At 65.7% G+C, this 24635-nt stretch carries 23 protein-coding genes; 18 read left to right on the plus strand and 5 right to left on the minus strand.

Translation table 11 applies throughout. From position 1 onward, the window contains the following. Nucleotides 1-146: 146 nt before the first annotated feature. The 6 genes from VHK65_17825 (at nucleotide 147) to VHK65_17850 (ending at nucleotide 6873) form a co-directional block, all read left to right on the plus strand. Nucleotides 147-1952 (plus strand): peptide ABC transporter substrate-binding protein, encoded by a 1806-nt coding sequence (locus VHK65_17825; protein ID HVS08009.1) that lies wholly within the window; start codon nucleotides 147-149, stop codon nucleotides 1950-1952. A 16-nt stretch (nucleotides 1953-1968) separates the two neighbouring features. After that, nucleotides 1969-3411, plus strand: coding sequence for a TldD/PmbA family protein (locus VHK65_17830; protein HVS08010.1), 1443 nt, complete (start codon nucleotides 1969-1971; stop codon nucleotides 3409-3411). A 5-nt stretch (nucleotides 3412-3416) separates the two neighbouring features. Then, nucleotides 3417-4751 (plus strand): TldD/PmbA family protein, encoded by a 1335-nt coding sequence (locus VHK65_17835; protein HVS08011.1) that lies wholly within the window; start codon nucleotides 3417-3419, stop codon nucleotides 4749-4751. After that, the gene (locus VHK65_17840) at nucleotides 4748-5476 is read left to right on the plus strand and encodes a gamma-glutamyl-gamma-aminobutyrate hydrolase family protein (GenBank protein HVS08012.1); all 729 of its coding nucleotides are present in this window, start codon (nucleotides 4748-4750) and stop codon (nucleotides 5474-5476) included. The genes VHK65_17835 and VHK65_17840 overlap by 4 nt, the downstream gene beginning before the upstream one ends. A 432-nt stretch (nucleotides 5477-5908) precedes the next feature. Next, a complete protein-coding gene (locus VHK65_17845; protein ID HVS08013.1) occupies nucleotides 5909-6358 on the plus strand; it encodes a pyridoxamine 5'-phosphate oxidase family protein in 450 nt (149 codons plus the stop codon). A 170-nt stretch (nucleotides 6359-6528) separates the two neighbouring features. Continuing rightward, a complete protein-coding gene (locus VHK65_17850; GenBank protein ID HVS08014.1) occupies nucleotides 6529-6873 on the plus strand; it encodes a GNAT family N-acetyltransferase in 345 nt (114 codons plus the stop codon). A 1-nt stretch (nucleotide 6874) separates the two neighbouring features. Here VHK65_17850 and VHK65_17855 read toward each other — a convergent pair whose 3' ends face one another. The 4 genes from VHK65_17855 to VHK65_17870 form a co-directional block, all read right to left on the minus strand. Then, nucleotides 6875-7264 (minus strand): hypothetical protein, encoded by a 390-nt coding sequence (locus VHK65_17855; protein HVS08015.1) that lies wholly within the window; start codon nucleotides 7262-7264, stop codon nucleotides 6875-6877. Between the two features lie 10 nt (nucleotides 7265-7274). Continuing rightward, nucleotides 7275-9611, minus strand: a complete 2337-nt coding sequence (lon, locus tag VHK65_17860; protein ID HVS08016.1) for an endopeptidase La — start codon at nucleotides 9609-9611, stop codon at nucleotides 7275-7277. A gap of 97 nt (nucleotides 9612-9708) precedes the next feature. Continuing rightward, entirely contained in the window at nucleotides 9709-10305 is a 597-nt protein-coding gene (locus VHK65_17865) for an adenylate kinase (GenBank protein ID HVS08017.1), read from the minus strand. A gap of 8 nt (nucleotides 10306-10313) precedes the next feature. Continuing rightward, entirely contained in the window at nucleotides 10314-11048 is a 735-nt protein-coding gene (locus VHK65_17870) for a transglycosylase domain-containing protein (protein HVS08018.1), read from the minus strand. A gap of 115 nt (nucleotides 11049-11163) precedes the next feature. Here VHK65_17870 and pdxS point away from each other — a divergent pair, with 115 nt between their 5' ends. The 12 genes from pdxS to VHK65_17930 all read left to right on the plus strand — a co-directional run bounded on the left by pdxS (nucleotide 11164) and on the right by VHK65_17930 (nucleotide 23884). Next, nucleotides 11164-12072 (plus strand): pyridoxal 5'-phosphate synthase lyase subunit PdxS, encoded by a 909-nt coding sequence (gene pdxS, locus VHK65_17875; protein HVS08019.1) that lies wholly within the window; start codon nucleotides 11164-11166, stop codon nucleotides 12070-12072. Beyond that, complete coding sequence (gene pdxT, locus VHK65_17880) at nucleotides 12069-12659, plus strand: pyridoxal 5'-phosphate synthase glutaminase subunit PdxT (GenBank protein HVS08020.1); 591 nt, start codon at nucleotides 12069-12071, stop codon at nucleotides 12657-12659. The genes pdxS and pdxT overlap by 4 nt, the downstream gene beginning before the upstream one ends. After that, entirely contained in the window at nucleotides 12656-13663 is a 1008-nt protein-coding gene (locus tag VHK65_17885) for a hypothetical protein (protein HVS08021.1), read from the plus strand. Before pdxT ends, VHK65_17885 begins: the two co-directional genes overlap by 4 nt. Nucleotides 13664-13667: 4 nt before the next feature. After that, nucleotides 13668-15224: a R3H domain-containing nucleic acid-binding protein gene (locus VHK65_17890; protein HVS08022.1), complete on the plus strand. Its 1557-nt coding sequence runs from the start codon at nucleotides 13668-13670 to the stop codon at nucleotides 15222-15224. 41 nt (nucleotides 15225-15265) lie between these two features. Continuing rightward, the gene (tmk, locus tag VHK65_17895; protein HVS08023.1) at nucleotides 15266-15937 is read left to right on the plus strand and encodes a dTMP kinase; all 672 of its coding nucleotides are present in this window, start codon (nucleotides 15266-15268) and stop codon (nucleotides 15935-15937) included. After that, nucleotides 15934-16263, plus strand: coding sequence for a cyclic-di-AMP receptor (locus VHK65_17900; protein HVS08024.1), 330 nt, complete (start codon nucleotides 15934-15936; stop codon nucleotides 16261-16263). Before tmk ends, VHK65_17900 begins: the two co-directional genes overlap by 4 nt. Nucleotides 16264-16276: 13 nt before the next feature. Then, a complete protein-coding gene (locus VHK65_17905) occupies nucleotides 16277-17968 on the plus strand; it encodes a GAF domain-containing protein (GenBank protein HVS08025.1) in 1692 nt (563 codons plus the stop codon). Then, nucleotides 17965-18672, plus strand: a complete 708-nt coding sequence (locus VHK65_17910) for a DUF554 domain-containing protein (GenBank protein ID HVS08026.1) — start codon at nucleotides 17965-17967, stop codon at nucleotides 18670-18672. Before VHK65_17905 ends, VHK65_17910 begins: the two co-directional genes overlap by 4 nt. Before the next feature lie 21 nt (nucleotides 18673-18693). Further along, nucleotides 18694-19098 carry a hypothetical protein gene (locus tag VHK65_17915; GenBank protein HVS08027.1) on the plus strand — a complete coding sequence of 135 codons (405 nt, stop codon included), beginning with the start codon at nucleotides 18694-18696 and terminating at the stop codon, nucleotides 19096-19098. Nucleotides 19099-19179: 81 nt separating this feature from the next. After that, nucleotides 19180-20166, plus strand: coding sequence for a MoxR family ATPase (locus tag VHK65_17920; GenBank protein HVS08028.1), 987 nt, complete (start codon nucleotides 19180-19182; stop codon nucleotides 20164-20166). Between the two features lie 12 nt (nucleotides 20167-20178). Next, complete coding sequence (locus tag VHK65_17925; protein HVS08029.1) at nucleotides 20179-21378, plus strand: DUF58 domain-containing protein; 1200 nt, start codon at nucleotides 20179-20181, stop codon at nucleotides 21376-21378. Beyond that, complete coding sequence (locus tag VHK65_17930; protein ID HVS08030.1) at nucleotides 21365-23884, plus strand: transglutaminase domain-containing protein; 2520 nt, start codon at nucleotides 21365-21367, stop codon at nucleotides 23882-23884. The genes VHK65_17925 and VHK65_17930 overlap by 14 nt, the downstream gene beginning before the upstream one ends. Here VHK65_17930 and VHK65_17935 read toward each other — a convergent pair. Next, nucleotides 23832-24557: an MBL fold metallo-hydrolase gene (locus tag VHK65_17935; protein ID HVS08031.1), complete on the minus strand. Its 726-nt coding sequence runs from the start codon at nucleotides 24555-24557 to the stop codon at nucleotides 23832-23834. The genes VHK65_17930 and VHK65_17935 overlap by 53 nt on opposite strands. Nucleotides 24558-24635 lie beyond the last annotated feature (78 nt).

Consider the following 24635-nt stretch of genomic DNA (forward strand, 5'->3'; position numbering starts at 1 on the left):
GTGTTAGACAACCTTAGAAAAGGTGGGGTTTCGTTGACCCTTCTGGCTGACCGCCCGTAGAATGCGCCCATCATCCGCGCCGGCAGGTCACGCCGGCGCCCGCCTCTCATCCGCGCCATAGGCGTGAACATCCGGAAGGAGGTCGTATGACGGGTGCCAGCCCACGCTGGTTGCGGCTGCTCGCCGTGACCGGCATCGGCACGGTGCTGCTGGTTGCCTGCGCACCGAGCGGGGCGACGACCAGTTCATCGGCCAGGGCGGGTGGTAAGGTCACCGTCGCCTCCTGGCAGGAGCAGGATAGCCTGTTGGCCTGCAACATCACCGCCGCATCGCCGCATGCATGCGCCTACGTCAATCCGGCGATGGAGGGCTTGCTGACGGTCAAGGCGAACCAGGACGTTCCCACCAATCCGAAGCTCGCGGACTACTGGGTGCCCGAGCTTGCGACCGAGGTACCCACCCTCGAAAACGGCGACGTCAAGGTGAGCGGCGACAAGATGGACGTGACCTGGAAGCTTCGCCACGGCGTCAAGTGGCATGACGGCGTCGCGTTCACCTCCAAGGATGTCAAGGCGACCTTCGACTTCTGGTTTCTGAAATACCGCGACAAAAACCCGACACCGCTCATTTCCGTCGTCGGCTGGGACCAGGTGGACAGCGTCGATACTCCGGACGACTACACCGCCATCGTGCACCTCAAGACGGTGTATGCGGCGTATCTCACCCTGGGAACGGGGCCATACGGCATCCTTCCCGACCACCTGCTGCAGCAGGTTTGGGCCAAGTCCGGCAACCTCACGTCGGAGAAAGTCACGGTCAACATCCCGGGGGGCTACAACGGGACGGACACGCTGGACAAGCTCATGGTGGGTACCGGGCCGTTCATGTTCAAGGAGTGGGTGCCTGGCGACCATCTCACCTTGGTGCGGAATCCCCACTGGTGGGGCGGCGGGAATCGTCCGTACCTCAACGAGATCCGTATCAAGTTCGACCCCGACGCGAACACCGAGCTCAACGACCTGCGCACGAATGCGATCGACATGGGGCTGGACCTGCGGCCGTCACTCCTGCCCCCGCTGTCGCGGCTGAGCGACGTGACCACGGTGACCATCCTGGACAGCGCCACCGAGCACCTCGATATCAATTTGCATAACACGTTTCTCAAGGACGTGACGCTCCGAAAAGCGATCCTGATGGCGATCGACCGACAGAAGATCGTGGATACGCTGCTTCTTGGAAGGACCGTCGTGCCGCCGGACGCGTGGATGTGCATTCAAACCGGCGCCTGGTGTCTCGATCCGAATGCCAAACACACCCAGTACGATCAGCCGGCGGCCAACAAGCTGCTCAACGACGCCGGCTACAAGCTTCAGGATTCGGGACCCTGCAAAGGCTTCCGGACCGACCCGCTGGGGCGCTGCGTACAGCTCCACCTGATCACCACCACGCTGCCGCTGCGTGAAGAGCAGGAGGTCGTCATCGCCTCCGACCTGGCCGCCATCGGCATCCAGGTGATCAAGCCTTTCGCGAATGTGCCGGCGCTGCGGATGTTCGCCTCGTGCACCAGCGGTGGCGTGATCTACTCCCACAACTTCGATCTCGCCATGTACACCAGCAATTACAGCTACCCGGCGGAGCCCGACTCGCTCGCCTATACCGCCTACCACAGTTCGCAGATCCCGGGTGACGCAAACAACTGCGTCGGGCAGAACACCACCTTCACGAGTGACCCTCAGCTGGACCAGGCGCTGGACCAGGCGCGGCTCTCAGTGAAGCTCTCGGACCGCAAGGATAAGTACGTGGCGGCCCAGCGCCGGCTGGCCGACCTCGTGCCGGAGATCCCGCTCTACCAGGCGGTTGACGTCGAGGCCTACAACAAGAAGGTGGGTGGGTACAAGGGCAACGAATTCTGGTGGATGAACCAGACCGCCGACTGGTACATCAACCAATAGCGGTTACTCTCTTGGCATGAAGGAATTAGCGGAGGCCGCCCTCAACGCGGCCCAGGTCAAGGGCGCGAGCTACGCGGACGTGCGCCTCGACGAACACGTCACGCAGGACATCATCGTCAAGAACGGGCAGCTGGCCGCGGTCTCCGACGACGCGAGCGAGGGATTCGGCGTCCGGGTGATCGTCGATGGCGCCTGGGGATTCGCCGGCAGCGCCCGCCTCGACAACGCCGAAGTCGAGCAGGTCGTGGACCGCGCCATCCGGATTGCGCGGGCCAGTGCCCGAGTGCGATTGGCGCCGGTCGATCTGGGCCCGGCGGTCACATCGCGCGGTCACTACCGCACGCCGCTCGAACGCGATCCGTTCGCGGTGCCACTCAGCGAAAAGGTTGACCTTCTCTTGCGCGCCGACGCGGCGATGGGGTCAGTCAAGGGCGTCACCATTCGCGAGGGCTCAATGGAGTTCATCCGGCAGACGAAACTCTTCGCCTCGACCGAGGGTGCCCTCGTCGAGCAGGAACTATTCGAGAGTGGCGCCGGGATCGAGGCGACCGCGACCTCGCCGGATGAAGTCCAGAACCGCTCTTACCCGAATTCGTTCGGGCGCCACCAGGGAGCCGGAGGCTACGAATACATCACGGCCCTGGAGCTCGACCGCCACGGTGGCCGGATCGCCGAAGAGGCCGTGGCGCTGCTGACTGCGCTGCAATGCCCGAGCGGGGTCAAGACCCTGATCCTCGGTGCCAGCCAGACGGCGTTGCAGATCCACGAGTCCTGTGGCCATCCGACAGAGCTCGATCGCGTCTTCGGCATGGAGGCGGCGTACGCGGGCACGAGCTTCATGACGCCCGAGAAGCTGAATCATCTCCAGTACGGCTCGCCCCAGGTCACGATCACGGCCGACGCGCTGACGCCAACCGGTCTCGGCACTTTCGGCTGGGACGACGAGGGCGTGCCGGCTCAGCGATCCTTCCTTATCAAGAACGGCCTCTTCGTCGGCTACCTCACGTCGAGGGAAACCGCCAGCGTCCTGGGACAGCAGAGCAACGGCACGATGCGCGCCGACGGCTGGAACCGGATCCCGTTGATCCGGATGACCAACGTCAACCTGGAGCCGGGCGATTCGTCGTTGGAAAAGATGATCGCCGAGACGAAAGACGGGGTGTACATGGAGACGAACCGCAGCTGGAGCATCGACGACAAGCGGCTCAACTTCCAGTTCGGCACGCAGCTCGCCTACGAGATCGTCGACGGGAAGCGCGGCCGGCTGCTCAAGAATGCCACCTACGCAGGGATCACGCCGGAGTTCTGGAATTCCTGTGACGCGGTCGCGGGCCGCTCGGAGTGGAAGGTTTGGGGGCTGGCCAACTGCGGCAAGGGGCAGCCGCCCCAGGTTGCCCATGTGGCGCACGGTGCCGCACCGGCGCGCTTCCAGCACGTCAAGGTCGGGATCCTGAAGTGAAAAGCATGGAAGTTGCGCGGCTGACGGCCGAGGGCGAGCTGAAGCAGTTCATGATCGGCTTGCTCGAGCGGTCACCCGCGGAGCAGACGGAGGTGATGGTGACCGAGTGGGACAGCGCGCTGACGCGCTTTGCCAACAACGGCATCCACCAGAATGTCGCCGAGCGCAACGTCAGCGTCCGGGTACGCGTAGTGAAAGACGGCAAGACCGGTGTGGCCTCCATCAACCAGCTGAACGAGGCGGCGGCGGCGGACGTGCTGAAGCGAGCGGTCGCCATCGCCGAGCTCCAGCCGCGAAGCGAGGTCGTTCCCCTGCCGGGGCCCGCGCCCGCACGGCCCGTGGAGGCCTGGTCCGATGCGACGGCCGCGGCCACGCCCGAAGAGCGTGCCGACTTTGTCCAGACCATTTGCGCGAAAGCCGGCCAGGCGGGGCTCAAGGCGTTCGGCGCGTACAGCACCAGCGCCGGGCAGTTCGCGATTGCCAACTCCTTGGGCGTCTTACACCATCAGCGCTCTACCCAAGGGACGGTCAACTCCGTTGTGATGGGCGATGCCGGGTCCGGCTACGCGGATCGCGGCGCGATCGATGTCCGGGAACTGGACAAGAACGAGCTTGCCACCGAGGTGATCGACAAGGCCCAGCGGAACCAGAATGCGCAGCCGGTCGAGCCGGGCGTCTACGAGGTGGTGCTCGAGGAGTATGCGGTGGCCGAGATGCTCGAGTTCATGAGCTTCATGGGCTTCGGCGCCCTGGCGGTCCAGGAAGAACGCAGCTTCATGAAGCTCGGGGAAAAAATTACTGGTGATCAGGTCAGCATCTGGGACGACGGCCTGGACCGCTCCGGCATCCCGGCATCGTTCGACTTCGAGGGCGTGCCCAAGCAGCGAGTCGACCTGATCACCCGCGGGGTCGCGAGTGGCCTGGTCTACGACATGCAGACGGCAACGCGGGCCGGCCGTCAATCGACGGGTCACGGGCTGCCGGCGCCCAACACGGAAGGGCCATTTGCCGTGAATCTATTTATGCAACCGGGAACGGCGGCGAAGGCGGACCTGATGAGCGACATCAAGCGAGGCATCTGGGTCACCCGCTTCTGGTACGTCCGGGTCGTGCATCCGAAGGCGTCCATCATCACCGGCATGACACGGGAGGGAACGTTCCTGATCGAGAACGGGAAGATCACGCGACCCGTCAAGGACCTGCGGTTTACGCAAAGCATCCTCGAGGGATTCCAGGGGACGCTGGCATTGAGCCGATCGACGAAGCTGCAGGTGAGCGAGTACCTGGGCGCGTCGCGGGTGCCGGCCGTACGGCTGAAGGCGTTCGACTTTACGAGTTGAGCACCTTCCCACTGGTCGGGCTGCCGACGCTGGCGATTCCGCCGGGGCCGAAGCCGCCTCGTTTCGGCATCAACCAGAGTTACGTGCGCGCGCTTACGGCGGCCGGTTGCGCGCCGGTGCTGATTCCGCTCCTCGATGATGACGAGCGCCTGCGGGCGATCTATGACCGGCTCGACGGGATCGTCTTTCCGGGTGGTGCGGACATCGCGCCGCAGGAATATGGCGAAGAGCCGATCGGCGACCTCAATGTGGTCGAGGCCCCGCGCGACCGCACCGAGCTGACGCTGGCGCGCTGGGCCTTCGCCGATGACCTGCCCACGCTCGGGATCTGCCGCGGCCAGCAGGTGCTCAACGTGGCTTTGGGCGGCAGCCTCTGGCAGGATCTTCGACACCAGGGCGTGACCTCGGTCGATCACTCGGACGCCGACGGCCGGGCGCGCACGGCGCTGATGCACCGCGTCCGCCTCGATCCAGACTCTCGCCTCGCGCAGCTCATCGACGAAACCAGTGTCGAGGTCAACAGCCTCCATCACCAGGCAGTCAAGGCGGTCGCCCCGCCGCTCAAGGTGACGGGGACGTCCCCTGACGGTGTCATCGAATCACTGGAGTCGGACGACCGGCGCTTTCTGATCGCGGTGCAGTGGCATCCCGAGGAAATCGACACGCTGCCCTGGGTTCAGCGACTATTCAATGGCTTCGCCCGCGCGGCCCAGAGCACGACTTAAGTTATGCCGGCTCACTCGCGGCGAGTGAGATGCCTCGACCCAAAGACTTGCCCACTTGGCGAACAGTCACAAACGTCAAATCGTTCTAGCTCGACAGGCAGCTGTCAAAGAGAGCGGTTACGGTAGCGCCCGTGGCGGCCTGTCCGGATTGTCAGCCAGAGATGCTACGGGCTCCCAGCTGCGTTTCGATCCTTGCCGTGGTCGTCGGCGACAGGACGTTCGACCGCGTTCCGCATCCCGCCACCAAAACCGACCGATGCGATCGTTGCAACGTGATGCCAGGGGGAATTCACCACTTCGGTTGCGATATAGAGCCCTGCCCAAACTGCGGCGGTCAGCTCATCGCATGTGCCGGCTGAGCGGGTATGAGGTGCGGCGGCAGGCTTGTTTTCAGGAGTAGCCGGGCCCGCGGTAGCCTTGGGTCGACCGGACATGACCACCTGGGGTGAATTTGCAGGCGCGCATCCGTCATTAGCAGCCTTCGGTGCCGACTGCCTCGGTCGTCGCCCCGCTTACCTGGCGACGATGACCAAAGATGGCAACCCACGAGTCCATCCGGTGACGCCGATCATCGCGAGCGACCATCTTTTCCTGTTCATGGAGCCGACCTCGCCGAAAGGGCGGGACTTGCGAGAGCGTGCGAGTTTTGCATTGCACAACGGAGTGCCGGATAACAAAGGAACCGGCGGCGAGTTTTACCTGCGCGGCAGGGCGACCCTGGTAGAGGATGAGGCGTTACGCACGCTTGCCGTTCGATCGGCCAGCTACTCACCGGCCCCCGAATACATCCTGTTTGAGCTGTATGTCAACGAGGCACGGTGCAACGGATACGGTGACGTCACGCTGCCGTCGCCGACCCACTGGCGAAGCGTGGCCCCGTGACTCGCCGAGACGTTTGAGTGCTTCGGATGCTCACCATTCGCCGAGCTAGCGAGAAAGATGTCGCACAGGTTGCGCAGGTCGCCGCTGCCGGTTGGCGCTATGCCTACCGAGGCCTAATTTCACCGGAGGCAATCGAGGACACTCTGGGGCGGTGGTATTCGACGAAGACGATGCTTCGGCGCCTCACGGGACCGCCCCTTCATGTTGCGGAAATTGCTGGAAAGGTGGTCGGATATGTACAGCATGGGCCCGTGGGCGATTCGATCCACGAGGTCTATGCCATCTACATCGATCCGGCCTTGCTTGGTCAGGGCATCGGCTGGGCTCTCTGGCAGCAAGTGGTACGGGACGTCCGGGCAGGCGGAGGGTCGGCGATCGAGCTATGGGTGCTGCAAGGCAACCGCCTCGGCATCGATTGGTACACCCGGCAGGGCGGCTCTGTCGCCGGTCAGCGGGAGATTGAGTTGGCGGACGGCGCGCATACCGAGATCCGCTACCGGTTCGACCTCGCCTGAGTTAGGTCTGGTTCGCGGCGTCCTTCAGCCAGGGCAGAGCAACCGACATCGCTGCCACCAGTGTCTGGAACTGCTCCGGCGTCAGCCGTCGCCGCGAGGCCAGGCCGGTTGCCGCATCTCCGGTGGCCCACCAGGTGGGGCTCTGCGGCGGATCGCCGGCGCGCTCGGCGGCGGCCTCGAAGATCTCCCGATAGGAGTCGACTCCCAGCACGGTACGCGCCTCGAGGCGGGCGGCCTCGATGGCCGGCTGCGACGCGAGCCAGGCTTGCTGCTGCCGCTTCGCGATCAGGATCTTCGCCGGATCGCTGAGCCCGAGCAATCCCTGGTAGAAGCGATCTACCAGGGATCCGCTCGCGGCCGAATCGCCTTCCTTAACAAAGGCCCGGCTCATGAGCGAGCCGTCAGGCGGCCTGCGTGAGTGACGCGCTCTTCGGTTCGAGGGCCCAGTCGAGGACCTCTCGCACATCCTTGGCCAGGTGGATCGTCATCGCGTCGCGCACACTCCGCGGCAGATCGTCGAGATCCGCCTCGTTGCGATACGGCAGGATGATCTCGGTCAGCCCGGCACGATGCGCCGCCAGCAGCTTCTGCTTGACGCCGCCGATCGGCAGCACCTTGCCCTGCAGCGTCACCTCTCCCGTCATGCCGACCGTACTCTTCACCGGCCGCCCGCTCAGCAAGCTGACCAGCGCCGTCACCATCGTGACGCCCGCCGACGGCCCGTCTTTCGGCACAGCCCCGGCCGGAACGTGGACGTGGATCGCCTTCTCCTCGAAGTCGGGCGCAATACCGAGGTCTTTCGCGTGAGAGCGGACATACGACAGCCCGATCTGCGCGGACTCCTTCATGACGTCGCCCAGCTGACCGGTGAGGGTCAGCCCCGACTTCCCTTCCATGGCGGCGGCCTCGACGAAGAGAACCTCTCCGCCAATGCCCGTGACCGCCAGGCCGGTCGCAACGCCGGGAACTGATGTCCGCTCGGCCACTTCCTCGTGGAATTTTGCGCGACCAAGGTACTTGGCGACGTCGTCGCTCGAGACTTGGATGGGCGCGCTCGCCTTACCCGCTTCGATCTGCGTCGCGACCTTGCGGAGCAACCGCCCCAGCTCGCGTTCGAGATTGCGGACGCCGGCCTCACGGGTGTGCGAGGCGATGATGCGCCGAATGGCGTCGTCGCTCACGACCACCTCGTCGGGGGTGAGCCCATTACGATCCAGCTGCCGGCGGAGCAGGTGGTCGCGCCCGATGGCAAGCTTTTCCTCTTCCGTGTAGCCGTCGAGCCGGATGATCTCCATCCGGTCGAGCAGGGGCCCGGGGATGGTGTCCGAAACGTTGGCCGTCGGGATAAAGAGGACCTCCGAAAGGTCGAGGTCGACCTCCAGGTAGTGGTCGCGGAACGAGTGGTTCTGCGCCGGGTCGAGCACTTCCAGCAGCGCCGACGACGGGTCGCCCCGGTAGTCGCTGCCGACCTTGTCGATCTCGTCGAGCATGATCACTGGGTTGCTGGTTCCGGCCTCTTTGAGGGCGCGCGCGATCCGACCGGGCAGCGCACCAACGTAGGTGCGGCGGTGACCCCGAATCTCCGCCTCGTCGTGAATCCCGCCGAGGGATATGCGCGTGAACTTCCGGCCGAGGGCGCGGGCGACGGACTCGCCGAGTGAGGTCTTGCCCACCCCTGGCGGTCCGACCAGCGTGATGATGGCACCGGAGCCCCGACCACCGACCAGCGACAGGCCGCGCGAATCGCGCCGCTTGCGAACGGCGAGAAACTCGATGATTCGGTCTTTGACATCGTCGAGCCCGGTGTGGTCCTGGTCGAGGATCCGCCGAGCTTCAGTGACGTCGAACAGGTCGACGGTCTTCTTGTTCCAGGGCATGTCGAGCATCCAATCGAGGTAGTTGCGAATCCAACCGGCCTCGGGGTTTTGCTCGCTGGTCCGCTCCAGGCGTCCGAGCTCACGCTCGACTTCCTTGCGGACGGCCTCGGGCATGCCGGCCTCCTCGATCTTCTTGCGGTACTCGCCCGCAACGTCGCCGTCAGCCTCGCCAAGCTCCTTCTTGATGGCCTCCATCTGCTGGCGCAGCAGGAACTCGCGTTGCCGCTTGTCCATGCCTTCCTGCACGTCGTTGCGGATCTTGTCCTTGAGGGAGGCCTCCGCGAGGATCTCCCGGGTCCACTCGATCAGCTTCTGCAGGCGCACCTCGACGTCGAGTGTTTCCAGGATTTCGACCTTGCGCTCGAGCGACAGGTCCGGAGAATAGCCGGACAGGTCGGCGAGTTGGTTGGGCTTGTCGATGCCGTGCACCATTTGCACCACCTCGGAGGCGCCGCGCAGCTCCAGCAAGTTCTCGATCAGGGCCTTGTACTCGCGGGCCAGGACGTGCGACGTCTCGGTCAGCGGATTGACATCCTCGGCCGGCTGCGCCACCACGCGCAGGGCCGGACCGGTCCCGGCGGCGGCGCTGCCCACCGAAGCCCGATACAGGCCCTGCAGGATCGCCACCTCGATGCCGTTTGGCAGTTTCCGGGAGTCCTCGAGCTTGGCGACCGTGCCGATCGCGGCGTACCGGCCCCCAACTCGAGGGACGAGCAAAACGAGACCGTCCTTCTGGCGGGCGGCGGCCACGGCGGCTTGTGCCTCCTCGCGCTCGAGCGGGATCGTGACCACCATGTTCGGCAGCACCACTCCGTTCGTCAGGGGGAGGAGGGGAATGAAATCAGTTTCTTGTTCGGGCATTGCTTGCTTCTCCTTCTCGTCTCGTCAGAGACAACCGGCGAGACCTTAGGTTTATGCCCAAATCAGGGCCGGCCAAACGACCCGGGCTGCCGGCGGCTCAGCTCGCGGTGGGCCGGGTATTCGGTCGATCACCGGCCGCGACCAGCGGGCGGATGACGTCGTCGATCGCGGCGGCGACCAGCTCGGGAGGCCGCGACCCATCGATGAGCCTGAGCTTGCCTTCGTCGCGGTAGTAGCCGATCAAGGGCGCCGTCTGGTCGAGGAAGACGTCGATCCGGTGGTCCGCGATATCGGGGCGGTCGTCCTGGCGGTGGCGCTGGCCCAGCCGGTCCAGCAGCGCCTGGCGGTCAACCTGCAGATAGAGGACCGCATCGAGCGGACGCTGCAGCCCGGCCAGCATCGCGTCCAGGGCTTGCGCTTGCGGCACGGTCCTTGGAAACCCGTCGAGGATGAAGCCGGCCTCGGTATCGGGCTCGGACAGCCGGTGCCGGATGATGTCGACGACTAGCTGATCCGGCACCAGCTCGCCGCGGTCGAGGTAGGAACGGACTCGCTGACCCTGCGGCGTCCCGGCCTCGACCTGGGCGCGCAGGATGTCGCCGGTGGCGATCGCCGGAATCCGGTATTGCTCCGTCAGCCGGACGGCCTGCGTCCCCTTGCCCGATCCGGGCGGTCCGAGCAAGACGAGGTCCAGCGCCATGGCTATTTGCACGGAAAGCCGATGGACTCGGCATAGGCGGCGGCGGCTTGTTCCTGGCTGATATAGCCATCGTGCGCCATTTGGGCCAGGACGTTGAACTGCCGAGCTCGGGCTGAGCACGGATTGCGGTACAGGTCGTAGTAGGAGGGTGACTGGGGGAGGCCGGCCAGCATCGATGCCTGGGCCAGGTCGAGTTGGGCCGGAGGCATGTGGAAGTAGATCTGGGAGGCCATGCCGATTCCGTAAGCGCCGTGCCCGTAGTAGACCGCGTTGAAGTAGTTCTCGAGAATCGTGTGCTTGTCGAAGCGCGACTCCACCTTCAAGGCGAGCAGGAGATTCTCCGGCTTACGCCAGCCGTCATCATCGTTGTTCATGTAGAGGACTTTCATCAGCTGCTGGCTCAGGGTGCTGCCCCCCTGCAGAGCCCGGTGATGGTAGAGGTCGGTCAGGACGGCGCGGATCAGGCCCTGGGTATCGATGCCGCTGTGCTGGTAAAAGCGCTCGTCCTCGATGGCGATCAGCGCCTCGCTCAATTGATCCGGAATGTCGTTGAGCCGGACTCGCGTTCCACCGTGTTGCTGGAGGATGGCATCTACCCGCTTGGGCATGTCGTTCACCGATGGGGTGACCAGCAGCCCGATGCCGGTGGCAATTCCCAGCAGTGCCGGCACTCCCAGAGCCACCGCGACGATCAGGGCAACCACCCGCTGCCGTCGCGTTCCCTGGGGCCCCCGCATTGCCGGACGATTCTAGTGTCGCGCTCCGCTATTTGCCGGGCTGCCGCGACCCACTCGTCACGCGGTGTCCACGAGTTGGGCCTGAATTGCCTCGGGCCAGCGGTAAAATGAGGGTGTGGCGGAGGGACCCAGCGGGGTGAGCGAGCGGAAGGGGACCTGGAAGGTCAAGGCCGGGCTGGCCGAGATGCTCAAGGGTGGCGTGATCATGGACGTCGTTACCGCCGAGCAGGCCAAGATTGCCGAGGACGCCGGCGCGGTCGCGGTGATGGCCCTGGAACGGGTGCCCGCCGATATCCGTCGTGAGGGCGGCGTCGCCCGGATGAGCGATCCAGCGTTGATCACCGCCATCATCGAGGCGGTCACGATCCCAGTGATGGCGAAGTGCCGGATCGGACATTTCGTCGAGGCCCAGATCCTGGAGTCGCTCGGAGTCGACTACATCGACGAGAGCGAGGTCCTCACGCCGGCCGATGAGGAACACCACATCAACAAGCATCCCTTCAAGGTGCCCTTCGTCTGCGGCTGCCGGGACCTCGGTGAGGCACTGCGACGAATTGCCGAAGGCGCGGCGATGATCCGCACCAAGGGGGAGGCCGGCACAGGCAATGTCGTCGAGGCGGTGCGGCACATGCGCGCGGTCACCAGCGCCATCCGCAAGCTTCACGCTGCCGGCCCCGAGGAACTGGTCATGGAGGCCAAGCGCATCGGTGCACCCTCCGACCTGCTGGAAGAAACAGCTCGGCTTGGCCGCCTTCCGGTCGTGAATTTTGCCGCGGGCGGCATTGCGACGCCGGCCGACGCGGCGCTGATGATGCAGCTGGGTTGTGACGGCATCTTCGTCGGCTCGGGCATCTTCAAAGCGGAGAACCCATCCGCGCGCGCCAAGGCCATCGTGGCGGCGACCACGTATTTCGACCGGCCGGACATCCTGGCCGACGCTTCCAAGAGCCTCGGCAAAGCGATGCGGGGGCTGGAGATTGGGGCGATTCCCCAGGAGGAGCTGCTCGCCGGCAGAGGCTGGTGAGCAGCACACGCCGCCGGGTCGGCGTCCTTGCGCTGCAGGGCGATTTTCGGGAACATCTGGCGGCGCTGCGCGCTTGCGAGGTGGAGGGCGTTCCCATCCGTCTCGCGAGTGAGCTGGAGGCGGTCGACGCTCTGATCCTGCCCGGGGGTGAGAGCACGACGATGGCGCACCTGATGGATCCCGCGCTGAAGCAATCGATCCAGCAGCGCAGCGCGGCCGGCATGCCGGTGATGGGAACCTGCGCCGGCATGATCCTGATGGCACGCGAGATCGAGGACGGCCGGTCGGACCAGGAGCCGCTGAAGTTGATGGACATCGGCGTTCGGCGCAACGCCTACGGCCGGCAGATCGACAGCTTCGAAGCGGAGGTCGAGTCCGCGGCCATCGGCGGAGCCGCCCCAGCGGTCTTCATCCGCGCCCCGCAGCTCACCGAGCGGGCGCCGGAGGTCGAGGAACTCGCGCGCCATGGGAATCAGACGGTCGCGGTCAGGCAAGGCAACCGGCTGGCGCTCGCCTTCCACCCGGAGCTGACGTCCGATCGCCGCTGGCATCAGTACTTCCTGTCGCTCGACGGCAAAACGAAATGACGCTCAAGGTGCGCCCGGCACAGTTGAAGGACCTCGCCGCCATCGAGGCGCTCTACCGGCAGCAGGTGCGGGAGGCGGAGCGCACCCCGCTCAAGCGCCAGTTCGCCTCGTCACGGCTCTGGTTCCTCTTGAACAGCACCTTTTCCTCGATCCTGCCGATCACATCGACCGCCGACTACGTCTACGTGATGGAAGATTCTCGCCGGCGCGCCATCCAGGGGTTCGTCCAGGCCGAGACTGCCGCCCTGGGCCCGAATGCCTGGCAGATCCTGAACCTCTGCCTCAGCCCCGACCTCGACCGATTCAATGATGGGACGGCGCTACTCGATCATCTCTTCAACGAGGGCTTGAATCGTGGCGTGACGAAGTTCGTGGTGCGCGTGCCGGTGGATGACCCCGTAGCGGATCTGTTCCGAGCCCGCGGTTTCAGTGCCTATGCCACCGAGCATGCCCTTCTCAGCGAGGCGGTCGCGCCCCGGCCCGCACCCGCGCTGGCGGGCTGGCGGCCGATGCGTCGCGGCGATGAGCTCGGCCTCTACCTTCTTTATTGCGCCACCACGCCCAAATCGGTCGCGGCGGTGGAGGCCGCCAACTTCGCTGAATGGCGCGGCAGCTTCGCGGTCGGACTTCGAGGTGCCCGAATGCCGCGCCGCGCCGGCCAGCCGCGCTTCGTCGTCGAGCGGGTCCAGGTGGTCGGCTGGATGAGCCTCGTGCCCGGCGGGGGTGGACGCCCCCACACGCTTGGCCTGATGGCGGCGGGCCAACCGGTGGAGCTATGGCCCGCCCTGCTTCAGCGGTCGCTCGCCTACGTCGCTCAGCATCATTCGGGTGCGGTCTGGTGCAGTCTGCGGCATTATGACGAGGCAGGCATCCGACTGCTGCGCGGCGAGGGCTTCGAGGTGATCGCCTCCCAAACGCTGATGGTGCGGGAGCTGCCGTTGAAGGTCCCCGCCCGAATGCGGGTAAGAATCAAATCGAAGCGACTGGTACCCCAATATGGCTGAAGCAATGCACGAACTCAGGCGATCCAACAACGGTCTGACCAATGCCGATCCGGCGGAGCTCGACCTGCTCTTCCAGGCGCTGCCGCCACACCTGAATCGGGCGGTCAAGCGTCTCGATCACCAGGGCCTGCTGCTGGAGGTCGTGCTCGACCTCGGACGCGAGCCCGAAGCCCGCTTTCCGGACCACGAGGTCATCCTCGACGACACGCCGGTCACCTCGGAAGATCTCGAGTTCGTGGCCACTCGAGTCGGCTCCTTCGGTGACGACAACCGGGCCGGCATCGAGCGAACGCTCCACCGTATCTCCGCGATCCGCAATCGCAGCGGCCAGATCATTGGCCTGACCTGCCGTGTGGGCCGGGCTATCACCGGGACGATCGACATCATCAAAGACATGGTCATCGGCGGGAAGAGCATTCTCTTGCTCGGCCGCCCGGGCATCGGCAAGACGACCATGCTCCGTGAGTGCGCCCGCGTGCTTGCCGACGAGATGAAGAAGCGGGTGGTCATCGTCGACACCTCCAACGAGATCGGTGGCGACGGCGACATTCCTCACCCGGGGATCGGCCGCTCGCGGCGGATGCAGGTCCGCACGCCCGCCCTGCAACATGCGGTCATGATCGAAGCCGTCGAGAACCACATGCCGCAGGTCATCGTGATCGACGAGATCGGCACGGAGCTGGAAGCGGTGGCGGCGCGCACCATCGCCGAGCGCGGGGTGCAGCTGGTCGCGACCGCGCACGGGAATTCGCTGGAGAACCTGCTCGTCAACCCAACCCTCAACGACCTGCTGGGCGGCATCCAGACGGTCACCCTCTCGGACGAAGAGGCGCGACGGCGCGGGACGCAGAAGTCGGTCCTCGAACGCAAGTCACCCCCCACCTTCGACGTCCTGGTCGAGATCCATGACCGCGATCGTCTGGCCATCCACCAGCCACTGGCGGAGGTGGTCGATGCGGCGCTGCGCGGCACGCTCAAGCCGCCGCAGATGCGGATCCGCGGCGCGGATGGCGCCATCGTCGCAAGGATCGCTGAAGCGGCGCCAATGCGAACCGCGGCCGTGCGCGAGCCACTCGAAGCGCCGCGGTCACGCAGTCTCCACGAGACGGTGTCGGTCTTTCCGTATGGCGTCAGCCGCAACTACCTGGAGCAGGCGATCAATGAGCTCAAGGTCCCGATCCGCGTCCAGAATCACATCGAGGAGGCGGACCTGATCGTCACGCTCAAGAATTACTATCGGCGCAAGGACTCGCCGCTCAAGGAGGCGGAAGCCGACGGCATCCCGATCCAGGTGCTGAAGAGCAACACCATCACCCAGATCAAGAATGCGCTCAGCCGGGTCTACCAGCTGGACACGCCCGACCCGACGGAGTCGGCGCTGCAGGAGACCCTGGAGGGGATCAGCCGGGCAAAGGCGACCAATTCGATGGTCGAGCTCTCGCCGCAAAACGCTTACGTCCGCCGCTTGCAGCACCAGCTGGTGGAGCGTCACGAGCTGACGGCGCGCAGCACCGGGAAGGAGCCGAACCGGCGCTTGCGCATCTACACCACCGCAGACTAGTCAGGGTCGCGGGATTTCCCGCGTGTATAGTTCAGCGCGAGGTGGAAACCGCGGGGAAGCCAGGCGGGTTCTTCATCAGCTTCGAGGGGCCGGAGGGCGGCGGGAAGTCGACCCAGATCCATCGCCTGGCCGCGGCGCTGGCGGAGCAGGGCTATCCGGTGTGGACGACCCGCGAACCGGGCGGCACCAGGGTGGGGGAGATGATCCGTCCCATCTTGCTGGGCCAGCAACAGACGCGGATGACCCCCTGGTCGGAGGCGTTGCTGTTCACCGCCGCGCGAGCCCAGCATGTCGAGGAAGTGATCCGTCCGCGTCTGACGCGAGGCGAGCTGGTGCTCTGCGATCGCTACACCGATTCGACGCTCGCCTACCAGGGTTACGGGCGCGGGCTCGACCTGGACACGCTGCGACGGTTGCAGTCAGAGGCGACCGGTGGTCTTCAACCGGACCTGACGATGTTGCTCAACCTGCCGGTGGAGACTGGGCTCTCCAGGATTCCTCGCCCGGCGCAGGATCGGCTGGATCGGGAGACGGCGGAATTTCACGAGCGCGTCCGTGCCGGATACCAGGAGATGGCGGCGGCTGACCCGCTTCGCTGGCGGGAGGTGGACGCTGCGGCCGACGCAGACCAGGTCGCCGCGCGCATCTTCGCGCTGGTCAGCGAGGCGCTGGCGCAGGCCGGCATCCGCCCGGCGCAGCGGCGATCAGCATGAAGCTCCTGATCGCCGTGGTGCACAGCGAGGACGCGTCGGCGACCATGGATGCCCTCAATGACCGAGGAATTTCGGTGACCCGTTTCGCCAGCTCCGGCGGATTCCTGCAGCACAAGAACGTGACGCTGATGACGGGCATCGACGACGATCGGATCGAAGAGGTGCTCGGCCTCATCAAGGAGAACTGCCGTACCCGCAGCGAGTTCATGAACCCCATGCCACCCCTGGTCGAGCCCGGTGACTTCTTCGTCCCCTATCCGGTCGAGGTGCAGGTCGGCGGCGCGACCGTCTTCATCATGAACGTCGACCGCTTCGAAAAGCTGTAGCGCCTGAGGAGCCATGGAAGGGCCGACTGCGCGGCTCACGGCGATGGCCGAGGTCCTGCAAATCATGAACGGGACGTCGTTCGAGCTCAAGGCGGTCCTGGAGGCCGTCGTCGACCGGGCCAGTCGACTCTGTCGCGCCGACTCGGGATTCATCTACAGGTTGGACGGCGATTGGTACCGCCTGGACGTTGCCTACAACATCACCCCGGAGTTCCGCGCCTTCACCGAGCGAACTCCGATCCATATCGACAACTTCGGGACCGTTACCGCCCGGGCCGGCCGGCAGCGGCGCACCATCCGGATTCCGGACGTCCTCCAGGATCCCGAATACACGCACTGGGAAGCCCAGGGGCTCGGCAAGGGCCGGGCGATGATCGGCGTGCCGTTGATTCGCGATCAGGCGGTTCTTGGCGTCATCGCGCTATGGCGGACCGAGCCTGAGCCGTTCACCGACGACGAAGCCCAATTAGTGAGTATCTTTGCGGACCAGGTTGTCATAGCGATCGTGCAAGCGCGTCACGCGCGGGAACTCGCCGATTCACTGGAGCAGCAGACGGCGACAAGTGAGGTGCTCCGGATTATCAGCCAATCGACCTCCGATCTGGAGGCTGTCTTTCTCCCGCTGATCACCCGAGCGGTCCATTTGTGCGGCGCCGAGCATGGGGACATCGTCCGATTCGACCCTCAAACGCACGAGTACCTCGAGGCCGCACACTTTGGCGTCGGGAGCGCCGAGTATCGCGCGATTATCCGACGCCATCGCTTCCGGCCCGGTCGCGACACCCTTGTCGGACGAACGATCCTGCTAGCAGGGCCAGTCCAGATGGACGACGCGCTCGCGGACCCTGACTACAAGTTCGCCGAAGCGCAAGGGTCGGGAGGGTTTCGTTCCATCCTCGGCGTGCCGTTGCTTCGAGAGGGCTTTCCGATCGGTGTCATCTCGGTCTGGCGCCGCGAGGTGCGGCCGTTCACCGATCGAGAAATCCGTATCCTGACCACCTTCGCGGACCAGGCCGTGGTGGCCATCGAAAATGTCCGGTTGGTTCGCGCGCTGCAGCGGCAGACCGAAGAACTCTCACGCTACGTCACACCGCAGGTGGCAGCGATGCTGGCGAGTGAAGAGGGCGAGCAGTTGCTGGCCGGTCACCGCCGCCAGATCACAGCCCTGTTCTGTGACCTGCGTGGCTTCACCACATTCTCGGAGACGGCCGAGCCGGAGGAGGTCTTCAGTCTGCTGCGTGAGTACCAGGCCGCAATGGGCCAGATGATCGCGCAGTACAGGGGCACACTCGAGCATCTGGCCGGCGACGGGATCATGGCGTTTTTCAATGACCCTGTTTCCACCCCGGGGTTCGAAGCGCAGACCATTCGGTGCGCGCTGGGGATGAGGGAGCGCTTTCGTGAGCTTGCCGGTGGCTGGCGTCGCCGCGGATACGAGCTGGACCTGGGAATTGGGATCGCGCTCGGCTATGCGACGCTTGGCCGGGTTGGGTACGAGGGGCACTTCCAGTACAACGCCACCGGTAACGTCGTCATCCTTGCGTCTCGCTTGAGCGGAGAGGCAAAAGGCGGAGAGATCCTGATCAGCCAACGGCTCTACGCCGCTGTTGAAGATCTCGTCGATGTCGAGCCGGTCCGGGAGGTGACGCTAAAAGGCTTCAGCCGTCCGGTGGCGACCACCAACGTGGTCGGGCTCAAAACGTGATCCCCGGGCTCGGGACCGCGCTCAACACCGGGACGGTCCTCGCCGGCACGGCGGTCGGCCTGACCCTCGGACGCGTTATCCCCGAAAGTCTCCAGCGGACCATCCGCGCCGCGATCGGTCTTTTCGTCGCGGTGATCGGCATCCAGATGGCGCTCAAGACGCACAGCCCGCTGATCCTGCTCGTCAGTGTGCTGCTCGGTGTCCTGATCGGTGAGCTGCTCCGGCTCGATGACGGCGTGCAGGCGATCGGCGCCTGGGCGGAGCGCCGGGTGAGCCGCGGCGGCGAACCGGGGCGTGTCAGGCTGGCCTTCATCACGACCAGCCTGATCTTCTGCGTCGGCCCCCTCACCGTGCTTGGCTCCTTCCTCGACGGCACGCGCGGTGACATCACCTTGCTCGCCATCAAGTCCACGCTGGACGGTGTTACGGCGATCGTGTTTGCGGCGACGCTGGGCTGGGGTGTCATCCTCTCCGCGGTCAGCGTGCTCGTCGTCCAGGGGAGCCTGACCCTGTTCGCCTTTCTGATCCATGCCGGCCTGTCTGACCTGGAGATCGCGGAGCTGACGGCGGCCGGCGGCATCGCCGTCCTCGGGATTGCGGTCGGCCTGCTGGAACTGAAGTCGATCAAGGTCGCGAACTTCCTCCCGGCGCTGGTGGTGGCGCCGCTGCTCGCGGGCATCCTGCATGCGATGGGTGCGCTCTGACGATAGACTTAGGCAACTCCGATGGCGAGGTCTCAGGCGGGCGGTGGGCGGAGGGTCGATTGGTTCGCCGCCGGGCTCGGGCTCGTGCTCGCCGTCGTGGTTCGGCTGGTGGGGGAGACGTTGCTCTTCCCGAGTCACCGCGCCCAGCTGGTTTCCCAGGGGCTGCTCATCTTCGTCGCCTTGCTTGCCGGGGGATTCCTGGCCGGGTTGATCGGACCGGTCGGTGGCGCCACCTGGAACGGCATCATCGTGGCCGTCGGCTTCATCGTGGTGGCGGAGCTTGCCGCGGCCATCGGCCCGGTGGGTCCGCTGGGCTCGGCCGGCCTGGACACGCTTGGGCTGGTCATCGACGACGTCCTCGTCCTGAGCGGGGGTACGATCGGAGGTCTGGCCGCCGCGCTCGTGCGACGGCGGACGGCGAGGTAACGAATAGAGGGCAGCACGCGTTCGATCGGCAAGCCGGCATTGTTGACGGCGGAACCGGATCATCGAAAAGGAAGTAACAGGATGCAGGTGGAGAACGGATCGGTCGAGGCGCTCGGTTCGCGGATCGTTGAAAACGTCGGCCGTGTGCTCGTCGGCAAGGCGGCGGAGGTCGAGCTCTGCGTGATCGCGCTGCTGAGCCGCGGCCACATCCTTATCGAAGACGTGCCGGGCGTGGGCAAGACCATGCTGGCGAAGTCCCTCGCCCGCTCGCTCAGCTGCGGCTTCGAGCGGCTGCAGTTCACGCCCGACCTGCTTCCGTCGGATGTGACGGGGGTCAACATCTATAGCCCATCGACCCAGCAGTTCGAATTTCGCCAGGGTCCGATCTTCACGCAGATCCTGCTCGCCGATGAGATCAACCGGGCGACGCCCAAGACGCAGTCGGCACTGCTGGAAGCGATGGAGGAGAAGCAGGTGACGGTCGATGGCACGACCTACCCGCTTCCGCTTCCCTTCCTAGTGCTGGCGACGCAGAACCCGGTTGAATTCGCCGGCACCTTCCCGCTGCCGGAGGCGCAGGTCGATCGCTTCCTGATGCGGGTCAACCTCGGCTACCTCGACGTTGCCCATGAGGTCCAGGTCCTCGATCGCTTTCAGCGGTCATCACCGATCGACCAGCTCGAGGCGGTGGCGTCGGCGGACGAGCTGCTCGCCGGCCAAAAGGCGGTCCAGGAGATCTATGTCGATGAGCAGCTGAAGGAGTACATTGCGCGCGTCACCCATCGCACCCGGTCGCACGTGGACATCGGGCTGGGGGCGAGCTCCCGCGGCTCGCTCGGCCTGTTTCGAGCCTCGCAGGCTCGGGCGGCCCTCGAGGGAAGGGACTTCGTCACGCCGGACGACGTCAAGGCATTGGCCCAACCGGTGCTTGCCCATCGCCTCATCCTGAAGGCCAATGCCGAGTTGCGCGGCCTCACGCCGTCGAAAGTGTTGACGCAGATCCTGGAGACAGAGCCGGTGCCGCCGCCGAACGTCGTTTCGCGGTTCGGACGGCGAGTGGCGGGTTAGCCGCCGGGTCCCATGCGCCTCCCGCGCCTTCCCCTGCTCACGGCGCTTGCGCTCCTGTTCTTCTTTGCCTACATCACCGGAATCCGGCTGGCGTACAGCCTGCTCTATGCGCTGGTCCTGATCTTCGTCGTCAGCTATTTCTGGAGCCGGCTCGCGGGCGAGAACCTCTCGGTCGTGCGGACCAGTCCAGAGGGCCAGTACCAGGTGGGCGACGACTTCGAAGAGCAGTTCACGATCGAGAATCGCTCCTGGATCCCGGTCCCGCTGATCGAGTTGACGGATTTCTCCAACCTTCCGGGGTATGACCCCGGTCGGGTGTTCAGCCTGAAGGGCCGGCGGACGAGGCGGTGGACGTCGCGCGGTCAATTCAAGCAGCGCGGCCTCTTCACCTTTGGTCCGGTGGAGTTGCGCTACGGCGATCCCTTCGGCCTCTTCACCCGCTCGCTCCGCGTGGCCGGCAGCCAATCGGTGGTGGTGTACCCGGTGGTACGACCGGTTGGATCGCTCGATGCGCTGGCACCCAGTACCGCCGGGGACGAACAGCTCCGCGGGCGGGTGCTTGACATCCCGCCGAACGCCACCACCATCCGGGAATACGTGCCGACCGACAGCGTCAAGCGCATCCACTGGGCCTCGTCGGCGCGCCTGGGCCGGCTCATGAGCCGCAGCTTCGAAACCCGCGAGGGCGGCGATGCCTGGATCGTGCTCGACCTGCAGGCCTCCGTCCACGCCGGCGAGGCGCCGGAATCCACCCTCGAGTACGCCATGAGCATGGCGGCCTCCATCGCGGATGCCGCGTTGCGGCGTGGGGGCGCCATCGGCCTGGTCAGCAACGACAGCCGGCTCAGCGTGATCGAGGCCGCCCGCGGCGAACAGCAGCAGAAGAAGCTCTTCGAGCATTTCACGCTGGCGCAGGCCGACGGTACCGTCTCCCTGGCCACGCTGCTCAACTCGCAGCGGCAGCAGTGGCGGCACCGCGGCGGCCTGATCGTGATCACGCCCTCCGCGGATGAACAGTGGCTCGAGGCGTTGCTCGACCTGGGCGTTCGCGGCCAGCGCAGCCTGGTCGTCTACCTCGATCCGCGGGGCTTCGGCGGCAGCCAGCCATCGCTGGCGCCGGCCGGCCGCTGGCGACAGGCGGTCAACTGGTGGATCATCCGTGGGGCGGGCGAGCTCGAGCTCGCCCCGGAGAAACGGGTTGCCGCAAGTTAACCCGGGGACGATTTTCCTCCTGGTCCTGGCCGGGGTCGGCGCCGCCTGGGCCGCCGGGCTCTTCCGTGCGCAGTACGAGGACGGTCGCCTTACCCTTCGCGTCCTTCGTGCCGGCCGGGTGCTCGCCACGTTTGATTTCCGCAACACCGGACTGCTGCTCGTGCTGGCGCTGCTGATGGGATGGGCAGTGGCGGCGGCGGTCGAGCGGTCCGGATCAGGCTGGGGCGTGCCCGGCACGGAAGGCCGGCTGGTGCCGGCCCTCTCGATGACCACCGTGCTCGGTTGGATCTTCATCGTCGCGGGCTTTTCGCGGCTCGCCTACTTGTTCGCCTCGCTGGCGACGGCGATCCTCTCCCTGCTGCTGTTGACGCCCTCGCCGCTGACCAGTCCCCGCGTCAGCCTTGCCGCGCTGCTCAAGTGGCTGCAGGCCCTCCCCGATCAAACCACGCTGTTGCTCTTGATCGGCTTGATTCTGATGTTCGCCCTCACAGGGTTGTGGACCAGCTGGTGGATCTTTCGCCGGCGCGCCGGCCTCGTCGCCCTGCTGCCTACCGGCACCATCCTGGCGGTGGAGATCATCAACGACGTCAGCCCGGGCCTGATTTTCTTGACGGTTGTCTGGCTGGCCGACGCGGCGTCGGTCCTCCTCCGCCTCAACTTCGTCGGTCTCAAAGAGGGATGGCGTACCCGGCGCGTCCCGCACGCGGCCGACATCGGCTGGACCTTTGGGGAGGTCGGCATCGAGGCGACCCTCGCCATTCTCGCGGTTGCTTTCCTCATTCTGCCTCCACTCAGCAGTACCGACATCAGCGGCGTGCTCTTCCCCGGGGTCACGCACGCGGACGCGTTTCACCCGTTCGGGATCGGGAGCGGGGGCGGGTCCCAGTCGGGCACGACCGGATCGGTCGGATACAGCGAAACCGTGAGGCCGGGATCACAGCTCACTGCGAAATCCAAGACCCTGATGACGGTCAGCGGTGACAGCCCGACCTTCTATCCCTACTGGCGGGGTATCGCGCTGGCCGGCTGGAACGGGATCCAGTGGTACGAGCTGCCGTCCACGCAGGACGTGCCGGTGCGCCAGCAACCCCTGCTCAACGCGCACGAAACACTTCCGCGCGATGACTTGCCGCCGATCCAGCGGATCCAGGTGTTGCACAACACCTTCCACCTGCTCGTTCCACCCGAGCAACTGCTCAACACCGTCTTCAGCGGTGGTGAGATCATGTCCGTCGACAACCAGCCCACCAGGGTGCGGGGCATCATGACCTCGGTCCGCACGCCCCTCAACGGTCCCAATCCGGCCCTGGTCAATGTCACCGGCGACAGTGCCCCGACGGCCAGCTTCGACACCGTCGACAAGATCGTGTTCGCGAAGCGGCTGCCGGCGCCCTATACCTACTCGGTCACCGAGGCGATCCCCAATGTCGACGTGCAGGACCTGCAGGCTGCCGGCACCACCTATCCTGCCTGGCTCGCGCCCTACGCCACCCTCTACCAGGACGGCCGGATCGCGGATACCGGTCGCGACAAGGAGATCCTCAACCTAGCCGAGCAGATCGTTCGCTCCGCGGGGGCCACCACACCCTACGACAAGGCGAAGGCGATCGAAACGTGGTTCATCGAAAAGGGACGTTTCACCTATACCTTGACCCCGCCGAAGGCGCCGGCCGGAGTGCGGCCGATCGACAACTTCCTTTTCATTACCCAGAGGGGTTTCTGCCAGGACTTCTCAACGGCGATGAACGTCATGCTTCGGATGCTGGGAATTCCCTCACGGCAAATGGCGGGGTTCAGCGCCGGGGTTTTGGACGACAAAACCCGACAGCACTTCGTCAACGCCGTCGAAGCGCACAGCTGGGTCGAGGTCTTCTTCCCCGGGTACGGCTGGATTCCATTCGAGCCCACGCCGGACGGGACAAACGCGCCGATCAATCGCCCGCAAACGCCGGATCAACTGACTGCTGCGGCACCCGTCCCCACGGACGCGGGGTCCAAGATCACGCCCAACGAGTCGGCCGGGGCGGTCCCGGCCGTGGGCGGCAGCGGCCGCGGGGTCTTCGCGGACATCTGGCGGCCGGTGCTGATCGTCGCCGGCGGCCTCCTGCTCCTCCTGGTACTCGCCCTTCTGCTCGCCCTCCGCTGGCTGCGCGTCGCCCGCGACGCGCCGCGGATCTGGCGTCGCCTGCTCTTTCTCGGCGATCGGCTGAAGATCCCGCGACATGTGGGCGACACGCCGGACGAGTTCGGTGGCCGGCTGGCGGCCTCACTGCCACCGCTCGATGAAGAGGTCCGGCGGCTGGCGACGCTGTATACCCGTGCCAGCTTCCGTCGTGGCGGCCTCTCCGTCGCGGAGCTCGCCGAGGCGCGCGACGCCTGGAGCCGCGTTCGTGGCAGCTACCCGCGGCTGGTGGCGAAGGCCTGGCGCGATGCCCTTGGCCGGGGACGCGTCCTTAGAGCGGAAGATGCAGCGTCAGGAAGTCGCGCGCCATCACGGCGCCGTTGACCGATCCGTTGCTACCTCGGTGCGTGATGATGAACCGGGTCGATGGATGCCGCGCCATCAGCCCCTCCACGTCTTTGCGCCCCAGGTGCATGCGGCCGCCCGCCTCCTCGTCGTAGGTCATCTCCGTGATCATGTGATCGGAGGCGGCCACCAGCGCCTCCAGCTCGGCTGACATCTCCGCGTCCCCGCTGTAACCCAGGCGGACGCCGCCGCGCTCCATCGTGTAACCCAGGCAATCGAGGCCGCTGGCGTGGCGCATCCGATACGCGAGGGCGTGGCTTCCATCGACCTCGAAGGCATCCCCGCCGGAGAGCTCGTGCACCGTCAGCTGCAGCCGCTCCCAGCTGTAATGGCGCATCTCCTTGCCCCAGGCAAAGTCGAGCAGCCGCTCGAGATAGGATGTCGTCCCGGTGGGACCGAAGACGGTAAGGGGCGGCGCGTCCTCGTGGTGCAGCACCCGGCCCAGGATCAGCCAGGCGATACCAAACGTGTGGTCGGCGTGAAAGTGGCTGAGCATTACCGCGCGGGGTTCATCGAGCGACACGCCGGCCTTCGGCAGGTGGACCGTGAGCGGGGCGCCCGCGTCCATCAGGATGGTTCGGTCGACGAGGATGGCCGCGTTGTAGGCGTGCGGGGAGAAGGCCGCACCCGTCCCGAGAAACGTCACCTCCACTGAGGTGACGGTAACAGGTGTCGAGTACAGTGCAAATGATGAGTACCGTGGAGAAAGTGCGGCTCACGCAGTGGTCGC

It is taken from the genome of Candidatus Dormiibacterota bacterium (genome assembly GCA_035544955.1).
In the GTDB taxonomy this organism is placed as follows: Bacteria; Chloroflexota; Dormibacteria; order CF-121; family CF-121; genus CF-13.

Bases quoted from the DNA above. Each gene is read 5' to 3' on its own strand.
- VHK65_17825 (HVS08009.1), top strand. From the start codon at position 147: ATGACGGGTGCCAGCCCACGCTGGTTGCGGCTGCTCGCCGTGACCGGC.
- VHK65_17830 (HVS08010.1), top strand. From the start codon at position 1,969: ATGAAGGAATTAGCGGAGGCCGCCCTCAACGCGGCCCAGGTCAAGGGC.
- VHK65_17835 (HVS08011.1), top strand. From the start codon at position 3,417: ATGGAAGTTGCGCGGCTGACGGCCGAGGGCGAGCTGAAGCAGTTCATG.
- VHK65_17845 (HVS08013.1), top strand. From the start codon at position 5,909: ATGACCACCTGGGGTGAATTTGCAGGCGCGCATCCGTCATTAGCAGCC.
- VHK65_17850 (HVS08014.1), top strand. From the start codon at position 6,529: ATGCTTCGGCGCCTCACGGGACCGCCCCTTCATGTTGCGGAAATTGCT.
- VHK65_17855 (HVS08015.1), bottom strand. From the start codon at position 7,264: ATGAGCCGGGCCTTTGTTAAGGAAGGCGATTCGGCCGCGAGCGGATCC.
- lon (HVS08016.1), bottom strand. From the start codon at position 9,611: ATGCCCGAACAAGAAACTGATTTCATTCCCCTCCTCCCCCTGACGAAC.
- VHK65_17870 (HVS08018.1), bottom strand. From the start codon at position 11,048: ATGCGGGGGCCCCAGGGAACGCGACGGCAGCGGGTGGTTGCCCTGATC.
- VHK65_17885 (HVS08021.1), top strand. From the start codon at position 12,656: ATGACGCTCAAGGTGCGCCCGGCACAGTTGAAGGACCTCGCCGCCATC.
- VHK65_17890 (HVS08022.1), top strand. From the start codon at position 13,668: ATGCACGAACTCAGGCGATCCAACAACGGTCTGACCAATGCCGATCCG.
- VHK65_17900 (HVS08024.1), top strand. From the start codon at position 15,934: ATGAAGCTCCTGATCGCCGTGGTGCACAGCGAGGACGCGTCGGCGACC.
- VHK65_17905 (HVS08025.1), top strand. From the start codon at position 16,277: ATGGAAGGGCCGACTGCGCGGCTCACGGCGATGGCCGAGGTCCTGCAA.
- VHK65_17915 (HVS08027.1), top strand. From the start codon at position 18,694: ATGGCGAGGTCTCAGGCGGGCGGTGGGCGGAGGGTCGATTGGTTCGCC.
- VHK65_17920 (HVS08028.1), top strand. From the start codon at position 19,180: ATGCAGGTGGAGAACGGATCGGTCGAGGCGCTCGGTTCGCGGATCGTT.
- VHK65_17925 (HVS08029.1), top strand. From the start codon at position 20,179: ATGCGCCTCCCGCGCCTTCCCCTGCTCACGGCGCTTGCGCTCCTGTTC.